This window comes from Arthrobacter psychrolactophilus, assembly GCF_003219795.1.
GTDB lineage: Bacteria > Actinomycetota > Actinomycetes > Actinomycetales > Micrococcaceae > Specibacter > Specibacter psychrolactophilus.
Genome location: NZ_QJVC01000003.1, coordinates 210,559 through 229,698, shown reverse-complemented (window position 1 = coordinate 229,698; position 19,140 = coordinate 210,559). Strand labels below are relative to the sequence as shown.

Genomic DNA, 19,140 nt, shown 5'->3' with positions numbered 1-19,140 from the left:
GCCCGGTGGCGGGTTCAGCCCGCCACCGGGAGTAAAAGATCGGCAGTCATTGATTTCAAAGAGGGATATATGAGTGATTCAATTCGAGATTTGTGGGACCTTACGGGGAAAACTGCAGTAGTCATTGGAGGGTCAAAACTACTTGGCTACGATATGGCCGCAGCTTTCGCTGAAGCCGGGGCCACGGTGGTGGTTTCCTCGCGGAATGCGGCGTCGGCTGTTTCTGCAGCAGAAACCCTTGCTGAGAAGTACAACGTCGCCACGCTTGGATTGGCTGTCAACGTGCAGGATTACGCATCTATTGAGAACGCTGCCGCTGATGCTATAGCCTTCGCGGGGCGCATAGATGTTTTAGTCAATAATGCTGGCGGAGGATCAGGAAATGCTAGCGGCGACTTACTTCAGCGGCCTGTGACTGTCATTGAAGACATGATCGCAACCAATCTGACCGGTACATTGCTCTGTTGTAAGGCTTTCGGAGCAAAAATGATTGAGCAAAGTCCCAGCGGCGGGGCCGTTATCAATATTGCATCTATTGCCGGTTTAGTTGGTCGGGACCGCCGTATGTATTCAAACGGTGGAGTGGAACAACAGCCCATCGATTACGCGGCTGCTAAAGCCGGAGTGATTGGTCTTTCTCGGGATCTGGCTGCTGCCTGGGCTCAATTTGCTGTCAGAGTCAATAGCATTTCGCCCGGTGGCTTTGGTCCGAGGCAGTTACCTAACGCTTTCGCTGATGAATATGCCACCCGAACACCCCTTGGGCGTATGGGTATAGATGGGCAGGATATCAAGTCTTCGGCCTTGTTCTTAGCATCCGAGGCATCGGCATATATCACTGGCCATAACTTAGTTGTTGACGGCGGGTTTTCCTCCTGGCGATGAGAACTGGACAGGTCATCAATGGGTGGACGAATTCAGAACATTTGAATTTACTAGCGCCGGCTAATCGCGGCTGACGTATCAATATGCCTAGTTACACACGGCAACTATGAGTTCCATAAAGGGCGGTATGTCAATTATTCGGCTAGGAAGCAATCAACCGGCTAACCGATTCTACAAAGGCGGGGAAAGAATACGAGACTTTCGATCTGAGTCTTCCATTCCCAGCACGGGGGACCATGTCCCAGAGGACTGGGTTGGATCAACCACAACGATTTTCGGTGAGAAGCGTATCGGATTGACTGAGCTGGCCGATGGGACATTACTCGTTGACCTTGTGAATAATGACCCGATTCATTGGCTTGGCACGGAACATTTCGAAGCTTTCGGTAGTGACACGATGATGCTGGTGAAACTGCTGGATGCCGGGCAAAGGCTTCCAGTCCATGTCCACCCAAGTCGGGCCTTCTCGTCTGAACATCTGGAGCGTAACCATGGAAAAGCCGAGGCCTGGATGATCTTGGAAGGCGGAACAGTTCATCTCGGGTTTAATCGGGAAGTTAGTACTGAAGAGTTAACCACCTGGGTAGACACCCAGTCTGTTGCAGCATTCTTAGGGGCCATGCACGCTGTAACAGTCTCGGCTGGTGACAGTATTTTCGTTCCTCCGGGAATGCCTCATGCCATAGGTGAGGGAGTTTTTCTGGTCGAGATTCAGGAACCAGAAGATCTATCCATTTTGTTGGAATGGGATGGATTTAGTATCGATGGAACCCAAGCCGGTCATCTCGGCCTAGGTTTTGAAACTGCTTTGGCCGCCGTAGACCGTCAAGAAAATTCCCGTGAAGATTTGGAGAGACTAATCGTCAGAACCGGACAAGGGGTGAAGGAACTCGCGGCCGGAAGCAGAAGCTACTTTCGTGTTGAGACACGCGAAGTATCTCAAGACACTATATTCGATCCTGGATTTAGCATCATGGTCGTCACTGACGGGATTGGTGAAATCAAGTCGACTCAAGGAACGACTATGAGTATTTCTCGAGGAGATACCGTTCTCATTGCGCATGACGCAGGTGGGTTGCAGGTGAGCGGGCAGCTGAAACTAATCCGCTGCAGGCCTCCCGAAAGCCGTTTTAGGGCTGCCTCTGAACCGACGTGAGTTAGAGCTCCGACAGGCGGGCCGCGATAGTGCGGCCGTCCAACTCAGCCGGAGCCGCCATTCCTTGCGAGGCGTTCGTGACGATGACCAGTGGATCGGCGTCGTTAGTTAGGAGAACGCTGGTTGGCGGCTAAACAGGGACGTCGGTAGACCTGGCCGGAACCATGGCCGTGTCATAAACGTCTAGACGTGCCCCACCAGATATCGCATTCCAGTGCCGAGTCGTACGGTAAACATGCAAGCCATCCGGCCACCCCACGGTCACGGTTGCGAAGCTCTCAGCAACTGTATCCAGGCTAAGTTTCCAGTTCAGGATAGTCCGTTCGACCGAGTCGCCGATCAGCATGGCGTCAAGCAAGGGGGAAAAATTGAGCTTTTGGGGATTTCCAGCCCGCTCAAGATGTTTTCCACGGTCCCCGTTTCCGGATCCCAACGCCACATATGTCCTTCCGTCTCGGAACCGTCGTGCACATTGGCGTCGAACCAGCAAGGTCCGTCGGGTGCGAAGCTTCTGTCAATGACGCGGCACCGGCGGCCATCCAGCTGCGTGCTGGAAAGCTCCACGCCGGCACCCATCCTCCCGGTGCCAAGGCAGCCCTGTTCCTACCGCTGCGATCAATCGTCCATCAGGTGCCTTTTTAACAAGGCTCGCCGGGCGTCAATGGTTCGCACTAAGGTGCCCTATTAACGAGTATCGGGTGCCCAAGCATACAACTCGCCGCGGAGCAGATCGACCCAGTGCACAACACCGTCGGTTAGGCGAAGGCTCTCTCCTATCTCAAACCGGGATGGCTGAGGGATTCCCAGAGGGATGCCGTCATGGTTCGCGCCTTCTCAGTGCTAAAAGTTTATTTGGCGTAGTTGAGCAACTGATGATGGATGGACACCAAAACGGCAGTTACCCCAGATCCACCGGCTTCGCTCCACGGGCATAGAACCAAATCAGCAGCGCGCCGAGCAGGAGAGCACCGGCACACACAGCCATCGAGAACGGAATACCTACGAGTGCTCCGAGGACGCCGAGCGTGATGCCGTTACCTACACGAAGACCGCTGGAGAACATGCTGTAGGCGCCAAAGGTTGTTCCTCGTTGCGACGGGGCAGCCTGCAGCTGCACAATGCTCTGCCCGATCGATGTCGACGCCATATTCGACACCCCGGCGATCACCAGGGCGATGAGTGCCACAAGGTAGTTGTTGGTGACGGCGAAGATGAGCAGCGCCGTGCCGTAGCCGAGCGTACCCAGGATAGCGGCGTTGATACTGGGTTTGAGCACACCCGTGGCCTCAAGAATGAAGCCACCCAACACTGCGCCGGATCCCGTGGCAAAGAGCAAAAGACCGTAACCCAAACCGCCGCCGGCCCCGAGCGAACTCGCAAACGTCGGCATGACGGCCTGCAGCGCCCCGCCCGTGGTCAGTGCCGCTAGCCCAGACAGGGCAAACATACTCACGGTCACCTTGTCATTGCGTAGTCCGCCAAGGGCCCGGAAGGCACCGATCAGGCCGACCCGCTTGCGCGGCGAGGCATCGGGTTCGTCGCGGGTGTGCCCGGTGAAGGGCGTGCGCATCATGAGGATCACCATGGGCAGATAAAACACCACATTGACGAAGATCCCCACGGTCGGCCCCAGAAGCAGCAGGAGTCCGGCACCCACTGCGGGCCCAAACAGCACGCCGAGGCTGCGGAAGGTTGCGTTCATCCGGACGGCACCTGGCAGGTCCTTGCGCTCCACAAAGTCATGGAGCATCAATTGCTCGGCCGGACTCCACAGCGAACCGGCGCAGCCATGCAGGATCAGCAGCACGCAGGCCTGCCACATCTGCAGGGAATCGGTCAGCAGCAGCACGCCCCACGCGAGCGAGACAAAGATGAACAGCGCCTGCGCCGCCTGAATCACCCTTCGGCAATCGAACCGTTCCGCCAGGGAACCGAACGACACCGAGAATAACAAGAATGGCAGCCAGTGACTGATGACCTGAAAGCCCACCAACGCCGGCGAATGGAACGTCTCCCACAGCACCCAATACGTAATGACATGTTCGGTGTTATCTCCCAGCATCGACAGCCCCGCGGTGATCAGATACGGACGCGAATAGCGGTTGCGGAGGGCGGCAAATCGCTGCGGGGCCACACTGGCGCCGGCGGCAGGGGAGCTCATAAATTACATACTTTCCAAAGGGGGCCACATGCCCGGAGCAATCACGGCGGTCACCAGCTGCTGCTTCAGGCTTCCCACACCGTACTCCGCCCATCCGGACAGGCGAAAATTGCTACCCCTATTAATACGTACGACGGCGGGAGCACACCTTCAGCTCCCATCCCGCCGACTCGGCACTCGCCTGTGGAAAATAAGGAGACGTTAGTTCCCGGGTGTGCTGTTGCGAATCACGAGTTGCGGGAAGAAGACCAAAGGGATGGGGGTTTCTCGAGGAGCGGCATTCTTGCTCAACAAGTGCAGCAGTTGCTCCACCGCGGACGTCGCCATCTCCACCACGGGATTACGGACCGTGGTCAGGGTGGGGCTGGTATTCGCGGCGCCGCCCAGATCGTCAAAACCAATCACGGCGACGTCGTCGGGGACTGACCTGCCATGCTCGCGCAAGGCCGTCAAAGCACCCTCTGCCATGAGATCGGAGGCCACGAACACCGCATCAATCGTGGGGTCCTGGCGCAGGAGGTCATTCATGGCCTGGTAGGCGGTGGATTTTGTGAAGTTACCTTGAGCGATGAGATCGTCGGCAAGGTTTGCCTCGCGCAGCGCGTCACGCCAGCCCTGGGCGCGGTCATTTCCGGCCGTCATATCTTGCGGTCCGGCGATATGGGCAATCCGGCGCCGGCCCAGGTTAAGGAGGTACTCGGTCGCCAAACGGCCACCGGCCACACTGTCGACGTCGATGTAATGCAGAAGGTCTTCGTCGTGGAAGGGGCGGCCCACAAAAACAGCGGGGATGCGCGATCCAAGGACAGCTTCCTCGAGTCCATCCTGTCGGTGGTGCGAGACGATGACGGCACCGTCCACATAGCCGCTGCGCAGGTACTTCGCAATGCGCCCGCCGTCTTCATCCGGCCGGGCCAGAAGCAGAACTAGTTGCTGGTCTGTCGAGGCGAGTGCAGCGCTGATGCCCCGCAGGGTGGCGCCAATGAACGGATCGGAGAGGACGCGTTCGTCGGGCTCGGGAATGACCAGTGCGATGGAATCGGTGCGGCGGGTCACGAGGGACCGGGCCGCACGGTTGGGGAGATAGCCAAGCAGCTTTGCCGCAGCATCCACGGAGGCTTGGGCGGCAGGGGACACGCGGAGTCCCCCGTTGAGCGCGCGGGACGCGGTCGAACGGGAGACTCCGGCGGCGGCCGCAACCTCATCAAGTGTTGGAGGCGTGGCCTCTACGAGCGAGTTATGGTGCGGCGTTGTCACAAAGCTAACTTTCCAATGAAGTTGCTGGTTACTTTACGGTTTCCAGCACGGCGGGCACAGCGTTATCCTTGGCCACCTGGGCGTACCAAAGACCACTGGCCTTGACAGTTCGTTCTTGGGTTTCGAAGTCTACTCCGACAATTCCAAAACGCTTGCTATAGCCCCAGGCCCACTCGTAATTATCCAAAAGGGACCATGCGAAGTAGCCACGGACATCAACCCCAGCATCGATTGCATCCTTGACTGCCCGGAGATGGCTGTCATAAAAGCTTAGCCGGTTCTGGTCATCGACATAGCCGTTTTCATCGGCGACGTCATCAAAGGCGCAGCCGTTTTCGGTGATGTACATGGCGATACCCTTGGGGCCCGTGTAGTCCTTCTGAAGGCGGGTCAAGAGTCGAGTCAGACCCTCAGGCTGGATCTCCCAGTTCTGATCCGTCATGGGCAAACCGCGGTTGCGAACCTTGACACCTTCGGCGGCAGGGAAGGGGGACTGCGTGGTGCGAGCCACCGGTGCACTGCCGTCCACAGCGTCCGGGTAGTCACGGTAAGACACTTCCTCACCGTGGTAGTAGTTCACGCCAAGGGTGTCGATCGGGGTAGAGATGATCTCCAGATCGCCGTCCTGGATATTGGACTCAAGCACGCCACCGAGACCTGCGCCGGCAAGATCGGTGAAGAGATCCTCCGGGTACTGACCCAACAAGATGGGGTCCGTGAAGACACGGTTAAACTGGCCATCGATGCGACGTGCCGCATCAACATCCATCGGGTTGCTGGGATCTACAGGATCGGCCACCGTAAAGTTCAGGGTAATGCCGAGGTTTGCTTCGGGCTGACGCTTGCGCAGTTCCTGCGTGACCAGGCCATGGCCGAGCATCTGGTGGTGTGCGGCAGCAAGGGCGTCCGGGTAGGACAGCTTGCCCGGTGCGTGCACGCCGGCGCCGTAGCTCAGGAACGAAGAGCACCACGGCTCGTTGAGCGTGGTCCAGATGTTAACGCGGTCGGCGAGAGCATCATGCATCGTCAAGGCGTACTCGGTGAAACGGTAGGCCGAGTCGCGGTTGGCCCAGCCACCGTTGTCTTCAAGAGCTGCCGGGTGATCCCAGTGGAACAAGGTCACCCACGGCTTGATGTCATTTTCCAGCAGTTCGTCTACGAGACGGGAGTAGTAATCAACACCGAGCTGGTTGACGCCCTCGGGTCCCGAAACAGCGTCGGGGCGTACCCGGGCCCAGGAGATGGAGAAGCGGTACGCGTCCAAGTTCAGAGACTTCATGAGCGCAACATCGTTCTTGTACAGGTTGTACTGATCGCAGGCAACATCGCCGTTGTCGCCGCCCAAGACAGCTCCGGGAACGCGTGCGAAGGTATCCCACACGGAATCCTTGCGGCCATCCTGTGTGCTTGCACCCTCAACCTGGAAGGCTGCCGTGGCAGCACCCCACAGGAAACCCTCAGGGAACTGGATCCCTGCGTTGCTGTTGAGGTTCATATTGGTACTCATCCCTTGACTGCTCCTGCCATGATTCCGGAAACGAGCTGCTTGCCCGCGAAGATAAAGACGACGATCAACGGGATCGTCGAGAGGATTACGCCTGCCATGATGAGCGAGTAATCCTGGAAATAGCCCGCCTGCAATTGACGTACCACCATGGGCAGGGTCGGGTTTTTGTTGGAAAGAATAATTGAGGGCCAGAAGAAGTTCGTCCAGCTACCGATAAAGGTGAACAAGGCCAGCATGGCTGCCGCGGGGCGTGAGGCCGGCATGGCGATGTGCCAGAACGTCTGAATCATGGAGGCGCCGTCAACGCGGGCGGCCTCGATGAGCTCGTACGGCAGCGCGTTTTCCAGGTACTGGGTCATCCAGAAGACTCCGAAGGCGGTGACCATACCGGGGACAATGACGGCCACAAGCTTGCCGGACCAGCCGATATCGGACATGACCACAAACAGCGGAATGACACCGAGCTGGGTGGGCACGGCCATCGTGGCAATCACGAAGACCAGAAGCGGGCCGCGACCCTTGAAACGCAATTTAGCAAAGGAGAAACCGGCCAGCGTCGAGAAGATAACCACCGACAAGGACTGCAGCACGGCCACGATCGTGGAGTTCAGCAAACCCTTCAACAGCGGGATGTCGGAGTTCAGGATGCGCTGGACATTGGCCATGAAGTCCCCGTCGGGGATCAGGCTAGGAATCGAGGTCTTTGAGATCGTGAGCTGATCTGAGGAGGCCAACAAGAAGGTGTAGTACAGCGGATAGGCCGAGATCAGAAGAACGACGGCGAGGATTGTGTAAGTGACCCAGCTCGGACGGCGGTCCGCCCCACCTGTTTGGCGACGGCGGCGTTTGCGGGCTTCCGAGCGCGCGGCGCCTTTACCGGAGGTTTGGGCAATGACGGGAAGAGAAGTCATTTGGTCCTCGTTGCTTTGGAGATAGTGGTTTTAGATTTCTTGCCCTGCTTGCTGCTGCCCGAATCTGAGATCTTGCGGGTGATAGCGAAGTTCAGGATGCCGATCAAGATAATGATGAAGAACAAGATCAAGGCCACGGCAGAGGCACGGCCGAAGTTCTTTTGGTTACCCCAACCGAGGTCGTAGATGTACATCGTGACGGTAATCCACTGCTTGCTTGCGCCACCGGTTCCGGCGGCATCAAAGACTCGAGCCTCATCGAAGATCTGCAGGCCACCGATGGTGGCTGTCACGATGACGAAGATGAGGGTTGCGCGCAACTGCGGGATGGTGATGGAGATGAACTGTCGCAGACGCCCGGCGCCGTCGATGATGGCGGCTTCGTAGAGTTCCTTTGGAATAGTCTGCATGGCAGCCAAGAAGATGAGGGTGTTGTAGCCGGTCCACCGGAAGTTCACCATGCTGGCGATCGCGATGTGGCTGGGAATGACCTCGGAGTGCCAGGCCACAGGATCCATCTGTAGGAGTCCCAAGATGGCGTTGATGAATCCGTACTGATCACCGAAAAGGCGGGAGAAGATCAGGCCAACGGCAACGGGGGCAACAACGTAGGGGACCAGAACGCCCATGCGCCAGAACGTCTTGGCGCGGATGTTGGCGTTGAGAACCGCAGCAAGCAAGAGCGCCACGATGACCTGCGGTACGGAAGAGAGCAGGAAGATGGAGAAGGTGTTGCGCAGTGCCTTCCAGAACGTGGGCTGGTTGAAGACATCTATGTAGTTCTGGAATCCAACGAACTTTCCCTGCCCGAGCAGCAGATGCCATTCATGAACTGAAACGTAAGCCGTGTAAGCAAGAGGGAAGAGCCCCGTAATGGCAAAAAGAATGAAGAACGGTGAAATGTACAGGTACGGGGAAAGCTGGACGTCCCACTTGCCGCGCTTCTGGCTGAAGGCAATGCGGCGGGAAGTCTTCTCCTTCTCCTGCACAGGCTTAGGAGCAGTTTGGACAGACATGAATGTTTCCTTTGGAAGTTGTGTGGGCCTCGGTGAGCCCTGTCGGGCGCCGCGAATCAACGACGGCGCCCGACAGAAGCAGCGAATCTCGCCTAGGCGAGCTCAGGAACTCTGAATTAGAATCCGAGTTCTGAGAATTCGGTCAGCACACCCTTCCAGGACGTTTCAGCGTCTTGGCTCTTGTTGACGTCGACACGGGTGATGCCGTTTTGGATTGCGGTGTGGATGGTGAAGTAGTTCACGCCGCGGAAGATCGGCTTGGTGTCATTGAGCGCAATAGCGCGCGATGAGAAGATCTGGCCGGTCGGTGCGTTGTTGAAGAAGTCGTTCTTGGAATCAAGAAGTGCCTTCTCGGTTTGAGCCTTGGTCTGGCTCGGGAAGGTGCCAGCGTTTTCAAAGGCCTTGATCTGCTGCTCGGGAGCGGACAGCCAGGCAGCGAGCTTCTGGGCTTCTTCGGTGTGCTTGCCTGTTGCGGGGACCGTCAGGAATGATCCGCCCCAGTTGCTACCGCCACCGGGGTAAACATCGGCGATGTTCCAACCCGTGACTCCACCGGCGCGTTCTTCGATCGAGCCGGTCATCCAGGCGGGGCACAACATGGTGGCGAAGCCATTGTTCTGGAATGCGGAATCCCAGTCGCCTTCCCACTGAGTCAGGCCAGCGGAGAGGTCCTTGGATTCGGTCAGGACGTTGGTGAACATATCCTGGATGACCTTGTTGTCAGCGAGCTTGACCGGTTCGCCTGTCTTGGGGTCTTCGTAGGCGTTTTCTACCTGTCCAACCATGCTGTGGTAGACGGCATTTGCGGAGTCGAACCAGGCGCTGTCGGACTTAGCGACGAAATCGTGGCCAGCCTTGAAGTAATCGTCCCAAGTAGCATCCTTTCCGCCGAGGTATTCGGCGAAGGCTGCGGGATCGGACGGAAGGCCGGCGGCCTTGACCAGATCTTCACGGTAGCAAACAGCCTGCGGGCCAATATCGGTTCCGTAACCAATCAGCGTTCCATCAGGAGTGCGTCCCTGGTCTTCCTTCCAGGAGAGCCAGCGACCTTCAACATCGGGAGACTCCAGGTCAACGAAGGCGCCGGGAAGCTGGGAGAGCTCGGGCATCCAGTCGATCTCGATGGCCTCGACATCGGCGAGACCTTCTCCGCCTGCCGCGAGGCGGGTCGTAAGGTTGGTGCGAGCATCCGGGGCGGTGGCTGCCTGCTGGTGCGTGATGGTGACGTTCGGGTTGGCATCGGTGTATTCCTTGAGGAATTCATCGGTGTAACCAAAGTTATTGAAGGTCGCGAGCGTGAGCGAAACCTTCCCACCAGCTTCGCCGCTGGCTGCTGGTGTATCGGTGCTGGAACAGCCCGAAGCGAGCAGGGCAATTGTGGCGAGCGAAGCGACCGCAGCCCAATTCTTACGAGTATTCAAACGCATTTGTGACTCCTTTGTCGTGGGACCAACTTTGTTGTCGGTCCCGTGAAAAATTCCTTCAAACCTCTTCACGAGCTATGGCGCCGCACCAACAAAGGGGTGTGATTTGGCAGTACTCTGAGCGAGATGCGGGAGCGCTTCCACGAAGCGATACTCATCCTGCTACGGGTGTGGGAGCGCTGTCAAGAAGATCACATTCACGCTATGGAAGCGATCCCATGATTTCCGCATAGGGTGGGGATATTTTGGAGTCCGCGTTACCGAATCGTTGTAATCCAGAACACATTTGCTGCGGCTTCGACAGACGATTCAGACGGTCGTCATCGCGTCGCTTGCTACCGAAAATCGCCTTGAAAATCGGGCTCGATTTTGGTGTTGAATGCGTTGCTGACCCGACCCCGATCTTTGATCGCCCAGGGCGTCCTGTGACGAACTTTCTCGGGGCACACGAACGGCCGCCGCACCCGCAGGGGTGCGACGGCCGTTGGCCGATTGAGTGTTTAGTGCGCCGCGACGTTGAGCGCGATTTCGTTTGGCACAGCGTCCAACGTCTTGGAGGTCCCCACCTTGCCCGTGGTGAGATCCACGGTGTGAATCGTGCTCGTGGCAGGTTCGGTGACGTAGGCGGTGTTGCCGTTGACCACGATCGCGGGATGCGCGTCCTGCCATTCAGCAGGGCCTTCCCACGCCTTGATGACCGGGAATTCGTTCACGATCGAGCCGTCCTTGGGGTCAAGTACGTGGATGGAGCCATCGGTCGAGAGGATGTAGGCCAGGTCCCCGGGGCCGCGCGCAATATCGCGCCAGGTGTACTGAACATTCGCCGGCAGCGTCACGGCCTGGTAGCTGTGCTTTTCGGTATCGAGAAGCACGACGGCGTTAAGTAGGTAGCCTTCAGCGTCAGGATTGTTGCTGTAATCTCCCACAACGATCGGGCTGCTCTCGGAGACATAGGCGTTGCCCATGCGACCGTACTGATCCGGTGCGGTGAACTTTTCAAAGCTGCCATTGTGGAACAACAGTGCGCCGTTTTCGCAGCCAAAGACCACGGCCTCATCGGCCGCAGTTCCCTCGCCGTGGATTCCGGGGCAGTCCTTGCTCTCCGCGGTAGCATGCCAGTGATCCTCATGTGCCTCCAATGCCGTGGCACCCGAGCGTGAACTCTTATCTCCCACGGTGGTCAGCAGTGTTCCGTCTTCCAAGACAATGGATACGCCGTGGTGGGGAGAGGGTGCCTGGTAATGCTGGCTTGCAGGAAGTTTCTCCTCGCTCGTGGCGAGATCTGCCGACTTCATGATGGTGGTGGTGCCCGTTCCGTCATCAAAGAAGACGGTGTTTCCTGCATGGCGGACCACATGCCCGGCAGCCTTGGCATCCACCACGAGGTCCGTCAGTTTGGGCTCGTTCATATCGAGCAGCTGGAAACCAGCCGTGGTGGTGACCACGACGTGACGGCCATCGCCAGCGGGGTTGAGTCGCGTGAACTCCTCGGAATCGAAACTCTTGACGAGCTCAAGCGTTGTCCCATCCAGGACGCTAATGCCGCCCGGATGGGATACGGCGACGCGTCCGCCCGGGTTGGGTGCGGCCGTTCCGGGGGTATCGGCGCTGGTCCCGCAGGAGGCAAGTAGGAAGGTGAGCCCCGCGATGGCGGCGGTGACACTGAGACGGGTGGTTCTTTGACGAAGCATAGGTTGTTTCCTTATTTTTCGGTGATGAGCGTTGTTGAAAGTTGGTGGTGTTTACGGCGCAAGGCCGTCGACGATCCGTTGAGTGTTGACGCGCATCATGTCTAGATACGTCGGGGCGGCGCCGTCGGGACGGGTCAGCGACTCGGTAAAGAGTTCGCTGACCTGCACCTTCACGCCGGCCTCGCTTGCCAACACCTGCACCAGCCGGTCGGGTTGGGATGAGTCGGCAAAAATTGTGGGAACGTCAGCAGTGCGGATCGCCTCGCTGAGTTCGCGAAGATCTGCGGCGCTAGGAGCGGCGAGCGTGGTTCCGCCAGGGATCACGGCACCGATGACGGTGAAGTCAAAGCGTGCCGCGAGATAGCCAAACACATGGTGGTTAGTGACCAGGGCCCGTCGCTCCCGGGGGAGTCCGGCGAAGGCCGTGGTCATTTCCTGGTCCAGCGCCGTGAGTTGCTGCCGATAGGCGGCTGCGCTCGCGGACAGCTTTTCCTCGTTGATACCGTCGATCTGCCCAGCCGACTCCTCGAGGGCGTCGACCACCTTGATTATGGCCGCGGGATCGGTCCAAAAGTGCGGGTCCGGGGTACCTTTCGCGTCGCCGGAACTGTACGGCACGACGTCGCCCACCTCACCCGCGACGAGCATGGGAGCGCCCGCCGCGGCTGCTCGGTCAAGGTGCTGTTGCAAGCCCTCCTCTAGCCCCAGGCCATTGGAGACCACCAGATCTGCGTTGCTCATGGACGCGGCCTGCTGGGCCGATATCTCAAAGGAGTGCGGATCGGATTCGGGCTGCATCAGTGTGGTCACGGTGGCTTGATCGCCCAGCACCTGACGCGTGACGTCGCCCAAAATATTTGTGGTGACCACAATCTGCGGGCCCGCAGCAGGTGCAGCGGCCGAGCAACTCGAGGCAAGCAAGGCCAGTACCGCTGCCGCGGCCAGCAGAAGCGGGCGCCTCATCGGCCGGTCTCCACGAGGTGGCTGGCCTCGGTGGGTAGGGTGAGCGTCCGGGCAATCCGTGCACCATCTGCGTAGGCGATCTCGTAGACCACGCCTTCCGCGGGGGCATTGAGGTAGGCACGCTCGCTGTCGACCGTGAGTTGGATGTGTTCGGCAAGGTTCGGCGTGTCCAGACTCTTGCCCAGAAGCGGTGCCGTGGTGGCAAGCGGCTCCTTGTCTCCTTGGGCATACACGCTGACTCTGCCATCGGCCCCGACCACGACAACATGCCTAGCAGCGTTATCCACGGCGGCTGCCGCGATCACCGGGGTGGTCGTGGGGAGCCATTCCCAGCTTTTCTGTCGAGTATTGAGTAGCCAGACCCCCTTGTCTGTCCCGATGCCTGCCGCGGTGGGTCGGCCCTTGCGAGCATTGAACTCGGTCGCCGGGGCCGCAGCGCCGTCGGGGTACGGGATGTGTTCCAGGGTCGGTGAATCACCATCACTCGTGGCCAGGACCGCGCCATCGGCGCAGCCAATCACGAGGCCCACCCGGGTGGTGATGGTGCCAGCGGCAGCCGGGCAACCCGCAGTCGTGAGTTCCTTGCCTGTGGCATCAAGGGCGCGCAGGCTCGCGGCGACTCCATCGTCACCGCTCTGAGTGACGACGGCGCCCTTGCCGAGCGGGGCCATAATGCCGGCGTGCGGGGTGCCCGTCATGCGGAGCGACTCCGAGATGGTGCCATCGGAGAGTGCCGAGTTATCCAGCAGTACGGCGTCGCCGGAGTCTGGGAAGAACAGTCCTGTGGTGCCAGCCGTAGAGAGTGGACCAAAAGCAATGGTGGCCGTGCCCTTGCCCGGAAGAGTGCCGATGGTGGCGGCCTCGCCCCGGTAAAAGTGCGAGTGGTCGCCGTGATCCCAAGTCCAGACACCGCTGTCGAGGATGTCCACGCCGGTGGAGTTGGCCGCGAAGACGTAGCGGCCATCGCTCGTGACAGTGTCCGGCGGCGTCACTGGATCGAGGAGGGAAGGGCTGCCGCTGAGGAGATCCAAGGTGGAGGCCTTGCCCGCGGTGTCGATCGCCACGAGATGGCGTTGTGGTTCCTTGACCTCGGCCGCTCCCGTGACGGCGCCATGACCTGCAGAGGTGGGCTGATCCGCCGTCGAGCTTGGGGTTGCTGGTGGGGTGGAGGCAGAGCTGCAGCCTGCAAGTGTCAGGGCGAGGAGAGTGGTGAGAAGAAGCGTGGGAGAGCGAAGAATCATGAGTTCTTTCCAGAAAAGGATGCCTGCGGGGAGGCTGTGGTGATGGGCTGGTGTGAGGTGCTGCGCCGTGCTGGGGTGAATCGTGCCGCGAGAGGGGAGAGGGCTGCGAAGGCGATCGCGGCCGCCGCGATGGAGGCCCCTGCTGCCGTGCCCGCATACCAGGAGCAGAGCAGCCCGGCGCCGACCGCGAGCACGCCGAAGACAACCGCGAGCATCATGCGGGTGGGGATGCTGGCCGTCCATGGCGTGGCCGCAACGGCCGGCGCGAGGAGCAATCCCACGACCAGCAAGGACCCGACGGCCTGGTAGGACGACACGACGGCGAGCGTCACCAGGCCAACCAAGGCCAACTGCGCCACCTGGGGACGCAGGCCCAAGGTTTTGGCGATGCGGGTGTCGAAGGCGGCGGCGACAAAGTTCCGGTGCAGGGCCGCGGCGACAACGATCGTCACAAGCGCGGCGCCAAGCAGGCCAATGAGGTCCAGGGTTTTCAGGGCGAGGATGTCACCGAATAGCATTGCCGTCGCGTCGGTGGCGAAGGTCCGTGAGTGCGAGACGATGATGACGCCGAGCGACAACATGGCCACAAACAATAGACCGATGCTGGTGTCGTACGACAGCCGGCCACGCTTCTGCAGCGCCCCGATCAAGGCACTCATGATCACGGCACTCACCGCGCCACCGGCCATGGCCGGCACCCCGAGCATCGTGGCCAGGGCAACGCCGGGCAGCATGCCGTGCCCAATGGCCTCGCCCAGAAACGCCATGCCGCGCACCACCACCCACGTTCCCACGACGCCGCAAATGACAGCGACGAGGGCACCGCCGAGCAGCGCTCGCAGGAAAAAATCTGCTGTGAAAGGTTCTATGAGCCAGGACATGCCATCACTCTAAATGCTAATGAGAATGATTATCAAATTGAGTTAGACTGAACCGTGATCAATTCTGACTACGCCCTACGTGGGCGAAATCTGTCCTTTAGTTTTGCTGAGGTGCCTGTTCTTCATGGTGTTGATATTGAGTTGCCGTGGGGTTCGCTGACCGCCATTGCGGGACCCAACGGTGCCGGAAAGTCGACGCTGCTGGAGATTCTGGCCGGGGTGCGGCAATCACTGACGGGCTCGGTGGAGCGCGCCGATGAGGTGGCGCTCGTGGTGCAACGAGTCAGTGCCCCGGACACGTTGCCACTGACCGTGCGGGAGGTTGTTGCCATGGGAACCTGGGGTGTTGCACGGCGTGGTTCTGCCCGTGGTTCGACCGAGCTGAGTGCCAAGGAACGCAAAGCGCGGGTGGCCGGGGCGCTCGAGCGAGTGCAATTGGCCGATCTGGCCGCGGCGCCCTTCAACGCCCTCTCGGGAGGTCAACGCCAACGAACCTTGCTGGCCCAGGGGATCGCCCGACGGGCACGGATTTTCCTGCTCGATGAACCGGCGGCGGGGCTTGATGCTGAGAGCCGGAACCGCACACGCGCCATGCTTGCCGAGGAAGCCCGGCGCGGCGCGGCGGTGGCCTGCGTCAGTCACGACGAGGACGCCATTGCCGATGCCGACTTTGTCATCAGATTGGAAAGTGGGCGCCGGCTTTCCGCCCAACTTTCCCCACACTCAAGGTGAGCGCTGGTTCAGTGGTGCATGCCGCCGTCGAGCATCAGGGGCACGGCGGAGGTGAGTGCAAAAAACAGATCCGTGGGCTCGGTTCCAAGTCGGGCGCAGCAGGGAGAATCATGGTCGATGACGAGTCTCCGGGTTGAGCGGAGTGCGCCCTCAGGCTTGACCGTTGACGATGTCCTCGGCGTGCACATTGATCCATTCCAATAACGGGACGAGCAGCGCAACGAGCTCACTACCGCGGCTTGTCAGGCTGTAATCGACCCTGGGCGGAATGACTGGCTGGGCGTCTCGAAGGATGAAACCGTCGCCTTCGAGTGTTTTCAGGGTCTGGGCGAGCATCTTTTCGCTGATGCCTTGGGCACGACGGCGTAATTCGCTCCAGCGCTGCGGACCCTGAGCCAAGGCCACGAGGATGAGGACACCCCATTTGCTGGAGACGTGATCGAGCACCGTCCTGCTGGGGCACGCGGCAGGGAAGATACCGCCTGCTAGAGGATCGAACGACTGGTTGGTGCTGGTACTTACCTTCATGTAGGTACCTTACCTTTAAGTGCGTACTCTCCTTTCGGAAGAAATGGCGCGCAGGCGATGTTGGCACAGATGAAACACTTCCTCCAAAGAACGGAATCCCTCATGACCATCGTCGTCACCGGTGCTACCGGCCAGCTTGGCCGCCTCGTCGTCGAAGCACTTCTTGACCAGAACGTTCCTGCCGAAAAGATCGTGGCTACGGGCCGAAACGTGGCAAAGCTCGCTGACTTCGCAGCCCGCGGCGTCCAGATTCGCCCCATTGATTACACCGACCCCGCATCTCTGCACGCGGCATTTGCCGACGCCGAGAAGGTCCTGCTGGTTTCCGGCAGCGAGGTTGGCCAGCGACTCCCGCAGCACCTCAATGTCATCGCCGCCGCCAAGGAGGCCGGTGTGGCTCTGATCGCTTACACCAGCATCGCTAACGCCGACACGACAGGCATGGCGTTGGCCGGCGAACATCAGGCCACGGAAGTTGCCCTGCGTGATTCCGGCCTTCCCTTCGTCTTGTTGCGCAACGGCTGGTACCTGGAGAACTACACCGAGCAGCTGGCTAATTTCCTCCAGCACGGGGTGGTCCTGGGTAGCGCTGGCGATGGCCGCGTCAGCGCCGCCAGCCGTGCAGACTTTGCCCAGGCCGCGGCAGCCGTGCTTCTTGCTGACGATCAGGCCGGAAAGGTTTACGAGCTGGGTGGCGATACTGCCTTCACGCTTGGCGAACTCGCCGAATCGGTCACCGCGGCTACCGGCCAGCAGGTCTCTTACCAAGATCTGCCTGCGGAGGACTACGCACAGGCTTTGATCGGTGCGGGTGTTCCCGCGCAATTTGCGCAGATCCTGGCCGACAGCGATCTGGGCATCGCGCGTGGCGATTTGCTGGTCAGCAATGGCGAGCTGGGGGCCCTTATTGGCCGCCCCACGACGTCGCTCTCCGAGGCTGTGCAGGCCGCTGCCGACGCACTCTCGGCCGCCAACGCCTAAGCCGGACTCATAGCGGTCCGCGACCCCGGCACTCAGTGGTGCATCGCGCCGTCGGCCATCATGGGTTCGGCGGAAGCTTCCCCATTCGTGAGCACGTACTGCGCCATCATGCCTTGATCCTCGTGCCAGAGCATGTGGCAGTGGTACATATACGGGGTCGCGGGATCCGCGAATTCGCTGAAGGGCACCGTCAGCTGGACGCTCGCGCCGGGCTCGATGAACACCGTGTCCTTCCAGCCCTGATTGCGGGGCGCCGGCGGCCCACCATTTTCTGCCGCGACGATGAATTGCGTGCCGTGGATGTGGAAATTATGGGCCCGCTTGGAGGTATTTTCCACGGTCCACAGCTCGGTGGAGCTGGCCTTGACGACCGTATCGATGCGGCTCATGTCCATCGACTTGCCGTTGATCGTGGTGTCACCGAGCATAAAATGACGCTCGACGCCGGACACCGCCTCGGGATGGTTGGCCGACGGTAACGCTGTGGGCAGCGGGGGCTCGGTGCCGGTCTTGGATCCCGTGATCCGCAGGATCCCAAAGGTGTCCTCGGCGCCGGAGGTCATATTGTCGCCCTTGGTCATGCCGAGATCGTGCGGCACCGAGCGCAACACCACCTCGGCATCCTGGGGCACGGTGAGAAGAATTTCGGCGCGTTCGGCGGGGGAGAGCAACAGCGTGCTCATGGCGGCTGGTGCGGACAGAAGCCCGCCGTCGGTGCCCACAAGGTGAAAGTCTTCGCCCGTGGAGAGCTCGAGGTTGTAACAGCGGGCGGCAGAGGCGTTGAGGACGCGCAGGCGTAGCTGGCGGGTTGTCGCCACAAAGTGCGGCTCGTGGGTTCCGTTGACGATCACGGTGTTGCCAATGCGCCCGATCGGGGTCACGGTGGGCGTTCCCTCGCGTTGGCCGCCGGATTGCACCGTGACGTCCTGAATGATGAGCGGGATGTCGTCCACGCCATAGTCGGACGGCAGGCCCGAGGGCTCCTTGTCGTCGATGAGGAACAGACCGGCCATGCCGCTGCCCACCTGTAATTCGGTCTGCCCGTGAGGATGTGGGTGGTACCAAAGCGTGGCCGCGTCTTGCTCCACCGTCCATGACGGAGACCACGTGGTGCCCTTGGCGATGGCCTGATGTGCCGTGCCATCCTGACTGGCCGGCACTTTCATGCCGTGCCAATGCGCCGTGGTGGCCACCGCGAGTTCGTTGCGCACGTGCACGCGGACCTTATCTCCGCGCGTGGCGCGCAGCGTGGGCCCGAGGTGCGTGCCGTTGAAGCCCATCGTGGCGAAGGAAACGCCGGGAACCAGCTCCGTCTCGCCAGCCTGAGCGCTCAAGCGGAAGACACGTTCGCCGTCGAGCATCTCCGGCTGCAACAGCGGAGGGATGGCCAGGGGAGTGGCGAAAGCGGTGCCCGCGTCCTCTTCGTGTTTTCCGCTCGTGGCCCAGAAGCCGACCCCGCCGATGGCACCTAACGCGCCGAGGCCAATCAGGAAGGTGCGGCGATTGATGCGGGGGAGCTGGGGGCCAATGCTGGCGGAGGTGGGCCGAGGGGTGCTGCTGCTGCTCATGCACGGGCTTTCATGGATCGGGTGATATGGGATCGGGCGTGGACGATGACAGGCTCCAGCTCGACACCTAGATGATGGGATAACGGAGTGAAACAACCACACCCCACCATTTCAATAATTGCAGATGTTCGCGTCGAATGCCCTCGATGAGGTGGCGCCGCAGCGTGGTTCCCATGCTGTCACGAGTGTGGTGCCTGCCGCCAAATGAAATGCTCCCCGAACGTTGGACTGAATAGTT

General features: G+C 60.1%; 17 protein-coding genes. 4 read left to right on the top strand and 13 right to left on the bottom strand.

Features of this window, described 5'->3' with window-relative positions; genetic code table 11:
- Nucleotides 1-69 precede the first annotated feature (69 nt).
- Both CVS30_RS05470 and CVS30_RS05465 read left to right on the top strand, forming a co-directional pair.
- Nucleotides 70-885 (top strand): SDR family oxidoreductase, encoded by an 816-nt coding sequence (locus CVS30_RS05470; protein ID WP_110484313.1) that lies wholly within the window; start codon nt 70-72, stop codon nt 883-885.
- A 295-nt stretch (nt 886-1,180) separates the two neighbouring features.
- The gene (locus tag CVS30_RS05465) at nt 1,181-2,041 is read left to right on the top strand and encodes a class I mannose-6-phosphate isomerase (protein WP_245934447.1); all 861 of its coding nucleotides are present in this window, start codon (nt 1,181-1,183) and stop codon (nt 2,039-2,041) included.
- A 130-nt stretch (nt 2,042-2,171) separates the two neighbouring features.
- Here the strand turns inward: CVS30_RS05465 and CVS30_RS05460 are convergent, their stop codons facing one another.
- From CVS30_RS05460 to aztB, 11 genes are all read right to left on the bottom strand, one after another.
- On the bottom strand, nt 2,172-2,480 hold the full coding sequence (locus CVS30_RS05460; RefSeq protein ID WP_110484311.1) for a hypothetical protein: 309 nt from the start codon (nt 2,478-2,480) through the stop codon (nt 2,172-2,174).
- 459 nt (nt 2,481-2,939) lie between these two features.
- Entirely contained in the window at nt 2,940-4,202 is a 1,263-nt protein-coding gene (locus CVS30_RS05450) for an MFS transporter (protein ID WP_110484309.1), read from the bottom strand.
- Between the two features lie 201 nt (nt 4,203-4,403).
- Nucleotides 4,404-5,459: a LacI family DNA-binding transcriptional regulator gene (locus CVS30_RS05445; protein ID WP_110484308.1), complete on the bottom strand. Its 1,056-nt coding sequence runs from the start codon at nt 5,457-5,459 to the stop codon at nt 4,404-4,406.
- Between the two features lie 28 nt (nt 5,460-5,487).
- Nucleotides 5,488-6,966 carry a GH1 family beta-glucosidase gene (locus CVS30_RS05440; RefSeq protein ID WP_181419691.1) on the bottom strand — a complete coding sequence of 493 codons (1,479 nt, stop codon included), beginning with the start codon at nt 6,964-6,966 and terminating at the stop codon, nt 5,488-5,490.
- Nucleotides 6,963-7,877 (bottom strand): carbohydrate ABC transporter permease, encoded by a 915-nt coding sequence (locus CVS30_RS05435; protein WP_110484307.1) that lies wholly within the window; start codon nt 7,875-7,877, stop codon nt 6,963-6,965. Before CVS30_RS05435 ends, CVS30_RS05440 begins: the two co-directional genes overlap by 4 nt.
- Nucleotides 7,874-8,893: a carbohydrate ABC transporter permease gene (locus CVS30_RS05430; protein WP_110484306.1), complete on the bottom strand. Its 1,020-nt coding sequence runs from the start codon at nt 8,891-8,893 to the stop codon at nt 7,874-7,876. The genes CVS30_RS05435 and CVS30_RS05430 overlap by 4 nt, the downstream gene beginning before the upstream one ends.
- A 116-nt stretch (nt 8,894-9,009) precedes the next feature.
- Nucleotides 9,010-10,320: an ABC transporter substrate-binding protein gene (locus tag CVS30_RS05425; RefSeq protein WP_110484305.1), complete on the bottom strand. Its 1,311-nt coding sequence runs from the start codon at nt 10,318-10,320 to the stop codon at nt 9,010-9,012.
- Nucleotides 10,321-10,817: 497 nt separating this feature from the next.
- Nucleotides 10,818-12,008 carry a zinc metallochaperone AztD gene (aztD, locus tag CVS30_RS05420; protein ID WP_245934446.1) on the bottom strand — a complete coding sequence of 397 codons (1,191 nt, stop codon included), beginning with the start codon at nt 12,006-12,008 and terminating at the stop codon, nt 10,818-10,820.
- Between the two features lie 51 nt (nt 12,009-12,059).
- Nucleotides 12,060-12,971: a zinc ABC transporter substrate-binding protein AztC gene (gene aztC, locus CVS30_RS05415; protein WP_110484303.1), complete on the bottom strand. Its 912-nt coding sequence runs from the start codon at nt 12,969-12,971 to the stop codon at nt 12,060-12,062.
- The gene (locus tag CVS30_RS05410; RefSeq protein ID WP_110484302.1) at nt 12,968-14,212 is read right to left on the bottom strand and encodes an ABC transporter; all 1,245 of its coding nucleotides are present in this window, start codon (nt 14,210-14,212) and stop codon (nt 12,968-12,970) included. Before CVS30_RS05410 ends, aztC begins: the two co-directional genes overlap by 4 nt.
- Nucleotides 14,209-15,093, bottom strand: coding sequence for a zinc ABC transporter permease AztB (gene aztB / locus CVS30_RS05405; RefSeq protein WP_110484301.1), 885 nt, complete (start codon nt 15,091-15,093; stop codon nt 14,209-14,211). Before aztB ends, CVS30_RS05410 begins: the two co-directional genes overlap by 4 nt.
- Nucleotides 15,094-15,147: 54 nt before the next feature.
- On the opposite strand from aztB, the gene CVS30_RS05400 reads away from it, so the two are divergent.
- The gene (locus CVS30_RS05400) at nt 15,148-15,825 is read left to right on the top strand and encodes an ATP-binding cassette domain-containing protein (RefSeq protein WP_110484300.1); all 678 of its coding nucleotides are present in this window, start codon (nt 15,148-15,150) and stop codon (nt 15,823-15,825) included.
- A gap of 150 nt (nt 15,826-15,975) precedes the next feature.
- On the opposite strand, the gene CVS30_RS05395 is transcribed toward CVS30_RS05400, so the two are convergent.
- The gene (locus tag CVS30_RS05395; RefSeq protein ID WP_110484299.1) at nt 15,976-16,353 is read right to left on the bottom strand and encodes a winged helix-turn-helix transcriptional regulator; all 378 of its coding nucleotides are present in this window, start codon (nt 16,351-16,353) and stop codon (nt 15,976-15,978) included.
- A gap of 102 nt (nt 16,354-16,455) precedes the next feature.
- On the opposite strand from CVS30_RS05395, the gene CVS30_RS05390 reads away from it, so the two are divergent.
- A complete protein-coding gene (locus CVS30_RS05390) occupies nt 16,456-17,334 on the top strand; it encodes an SDR family oxidoreductase (RefSeq protein WP_110484450.1) in 879 nt (292 codons plus the stop codon).
- Between the two features lie 32 nt (nt 17,335-17,366).
- Here CVS30_RS05390 and CVS30_RS05385 read toward each other — a convergent pair whose 3' ends face one another.
- Complete coding sequence (locus CVS30_RS05385) at nt 17,367-18,902, bottom strand: multicopper oxidase family protein (RefSeq protein ID WP_110484298.1); 1,536 nt, start codon at nt 18,900-18,902, stop codon at nt 17,367-17,369.
- Between the last annotated feature and the right edge of the window lie 238 nt (nt 18,903-19,140).

Coding starts and splice junctions, on each gene's coding strand:
- CVS30_RS05470 (WP_110484313.1), top strand. CDS start 70: ATGAGTGATTCAATTCGAGATTTGTGGGACCTTACGGGGAAAACTGCA.
- CVS30_RS05450 (WP_110484309.1), bottom strand. CDS start 4,202: ATGAGCTCCCCTGCCGCCGGCGCCAGTGTGGCCCCGCAGCGATTTGCC.
- CVS30_RS05440 (WP_181419691.1), bottom strand. CDS start 6,966: ATGAGTACCAATATGAACCTCAACAGCAACGCAGGGATCCAGTTCCCT.
- CVS30_RS05435 (WP_110484307.1), bottom strand. CDS start 7,877: ATGACTTCTCTTCCCGTCATTGCCCAAACCTCCGGTAAAGGCGCCGCG.
- CVS30_RS05430 (WP_110484306.1), bottom strand. CDS start 8,893: ATGTCTGTCCAAACTGCTCCTAAGCCTGTGCAGGAGAAGGAGAAGACT.
- CVS30_RS05425 (WP_110484305.1), bottom strand. CDS start 10,320: ATGCGTTTGAATACTCGTAAGAATTGGGCTGCGGTCGCTTCGCTCGCC.
- aztD (WP_245934446.1), bottom strand. CDS start 12,008: ATGCTTCGTCAAAGAACCACCCGTCTCAGTGTCACCGCCGCCATCGCG.
- aztC (WP_110484303.1), bottom strand. CDS start 12,971: ATGAGGCGCCCGCTTCTGCTGGCCGCGGCAGCGGTACTGGCCTTGCTT.
- CVS30_RS05410 (WP_110484302.1), bottom strand. CDS start 14,212: ATGATTCTTCGCTCTCCCACGCTTCTTCTCACCACTCTCCTCGCCCTG.
- aztB (WP_110484301.1), bottom strand. CDS start 15,093: ATGTCCTGGCTCATAGAACCTTTCACAGCAGATTTTTTCCTGCGAGCG.
- CVS30_RS05395 (WP_110484299.1), bottom strand. CDS start 16,353: ATGAAGGTAAGTACCAGCACCAACCAGTCGTTCGATCCTCTAGCAGGC.
- CVS30_RS05390 (WP_110484450.1), top strand. CDS start 16,456: ATGACCATCGTCGTCACCGGTGCTACCGGCCAGCTTGGCCGCCTCGTC.
- CVS30_RS05385 (WP_110484298.1), bottom strand. CDS start 18,902: ATGAGCAGCAGCAGCACCCCTCGGCCCACCTCCGCCAGCATTGGCCCC.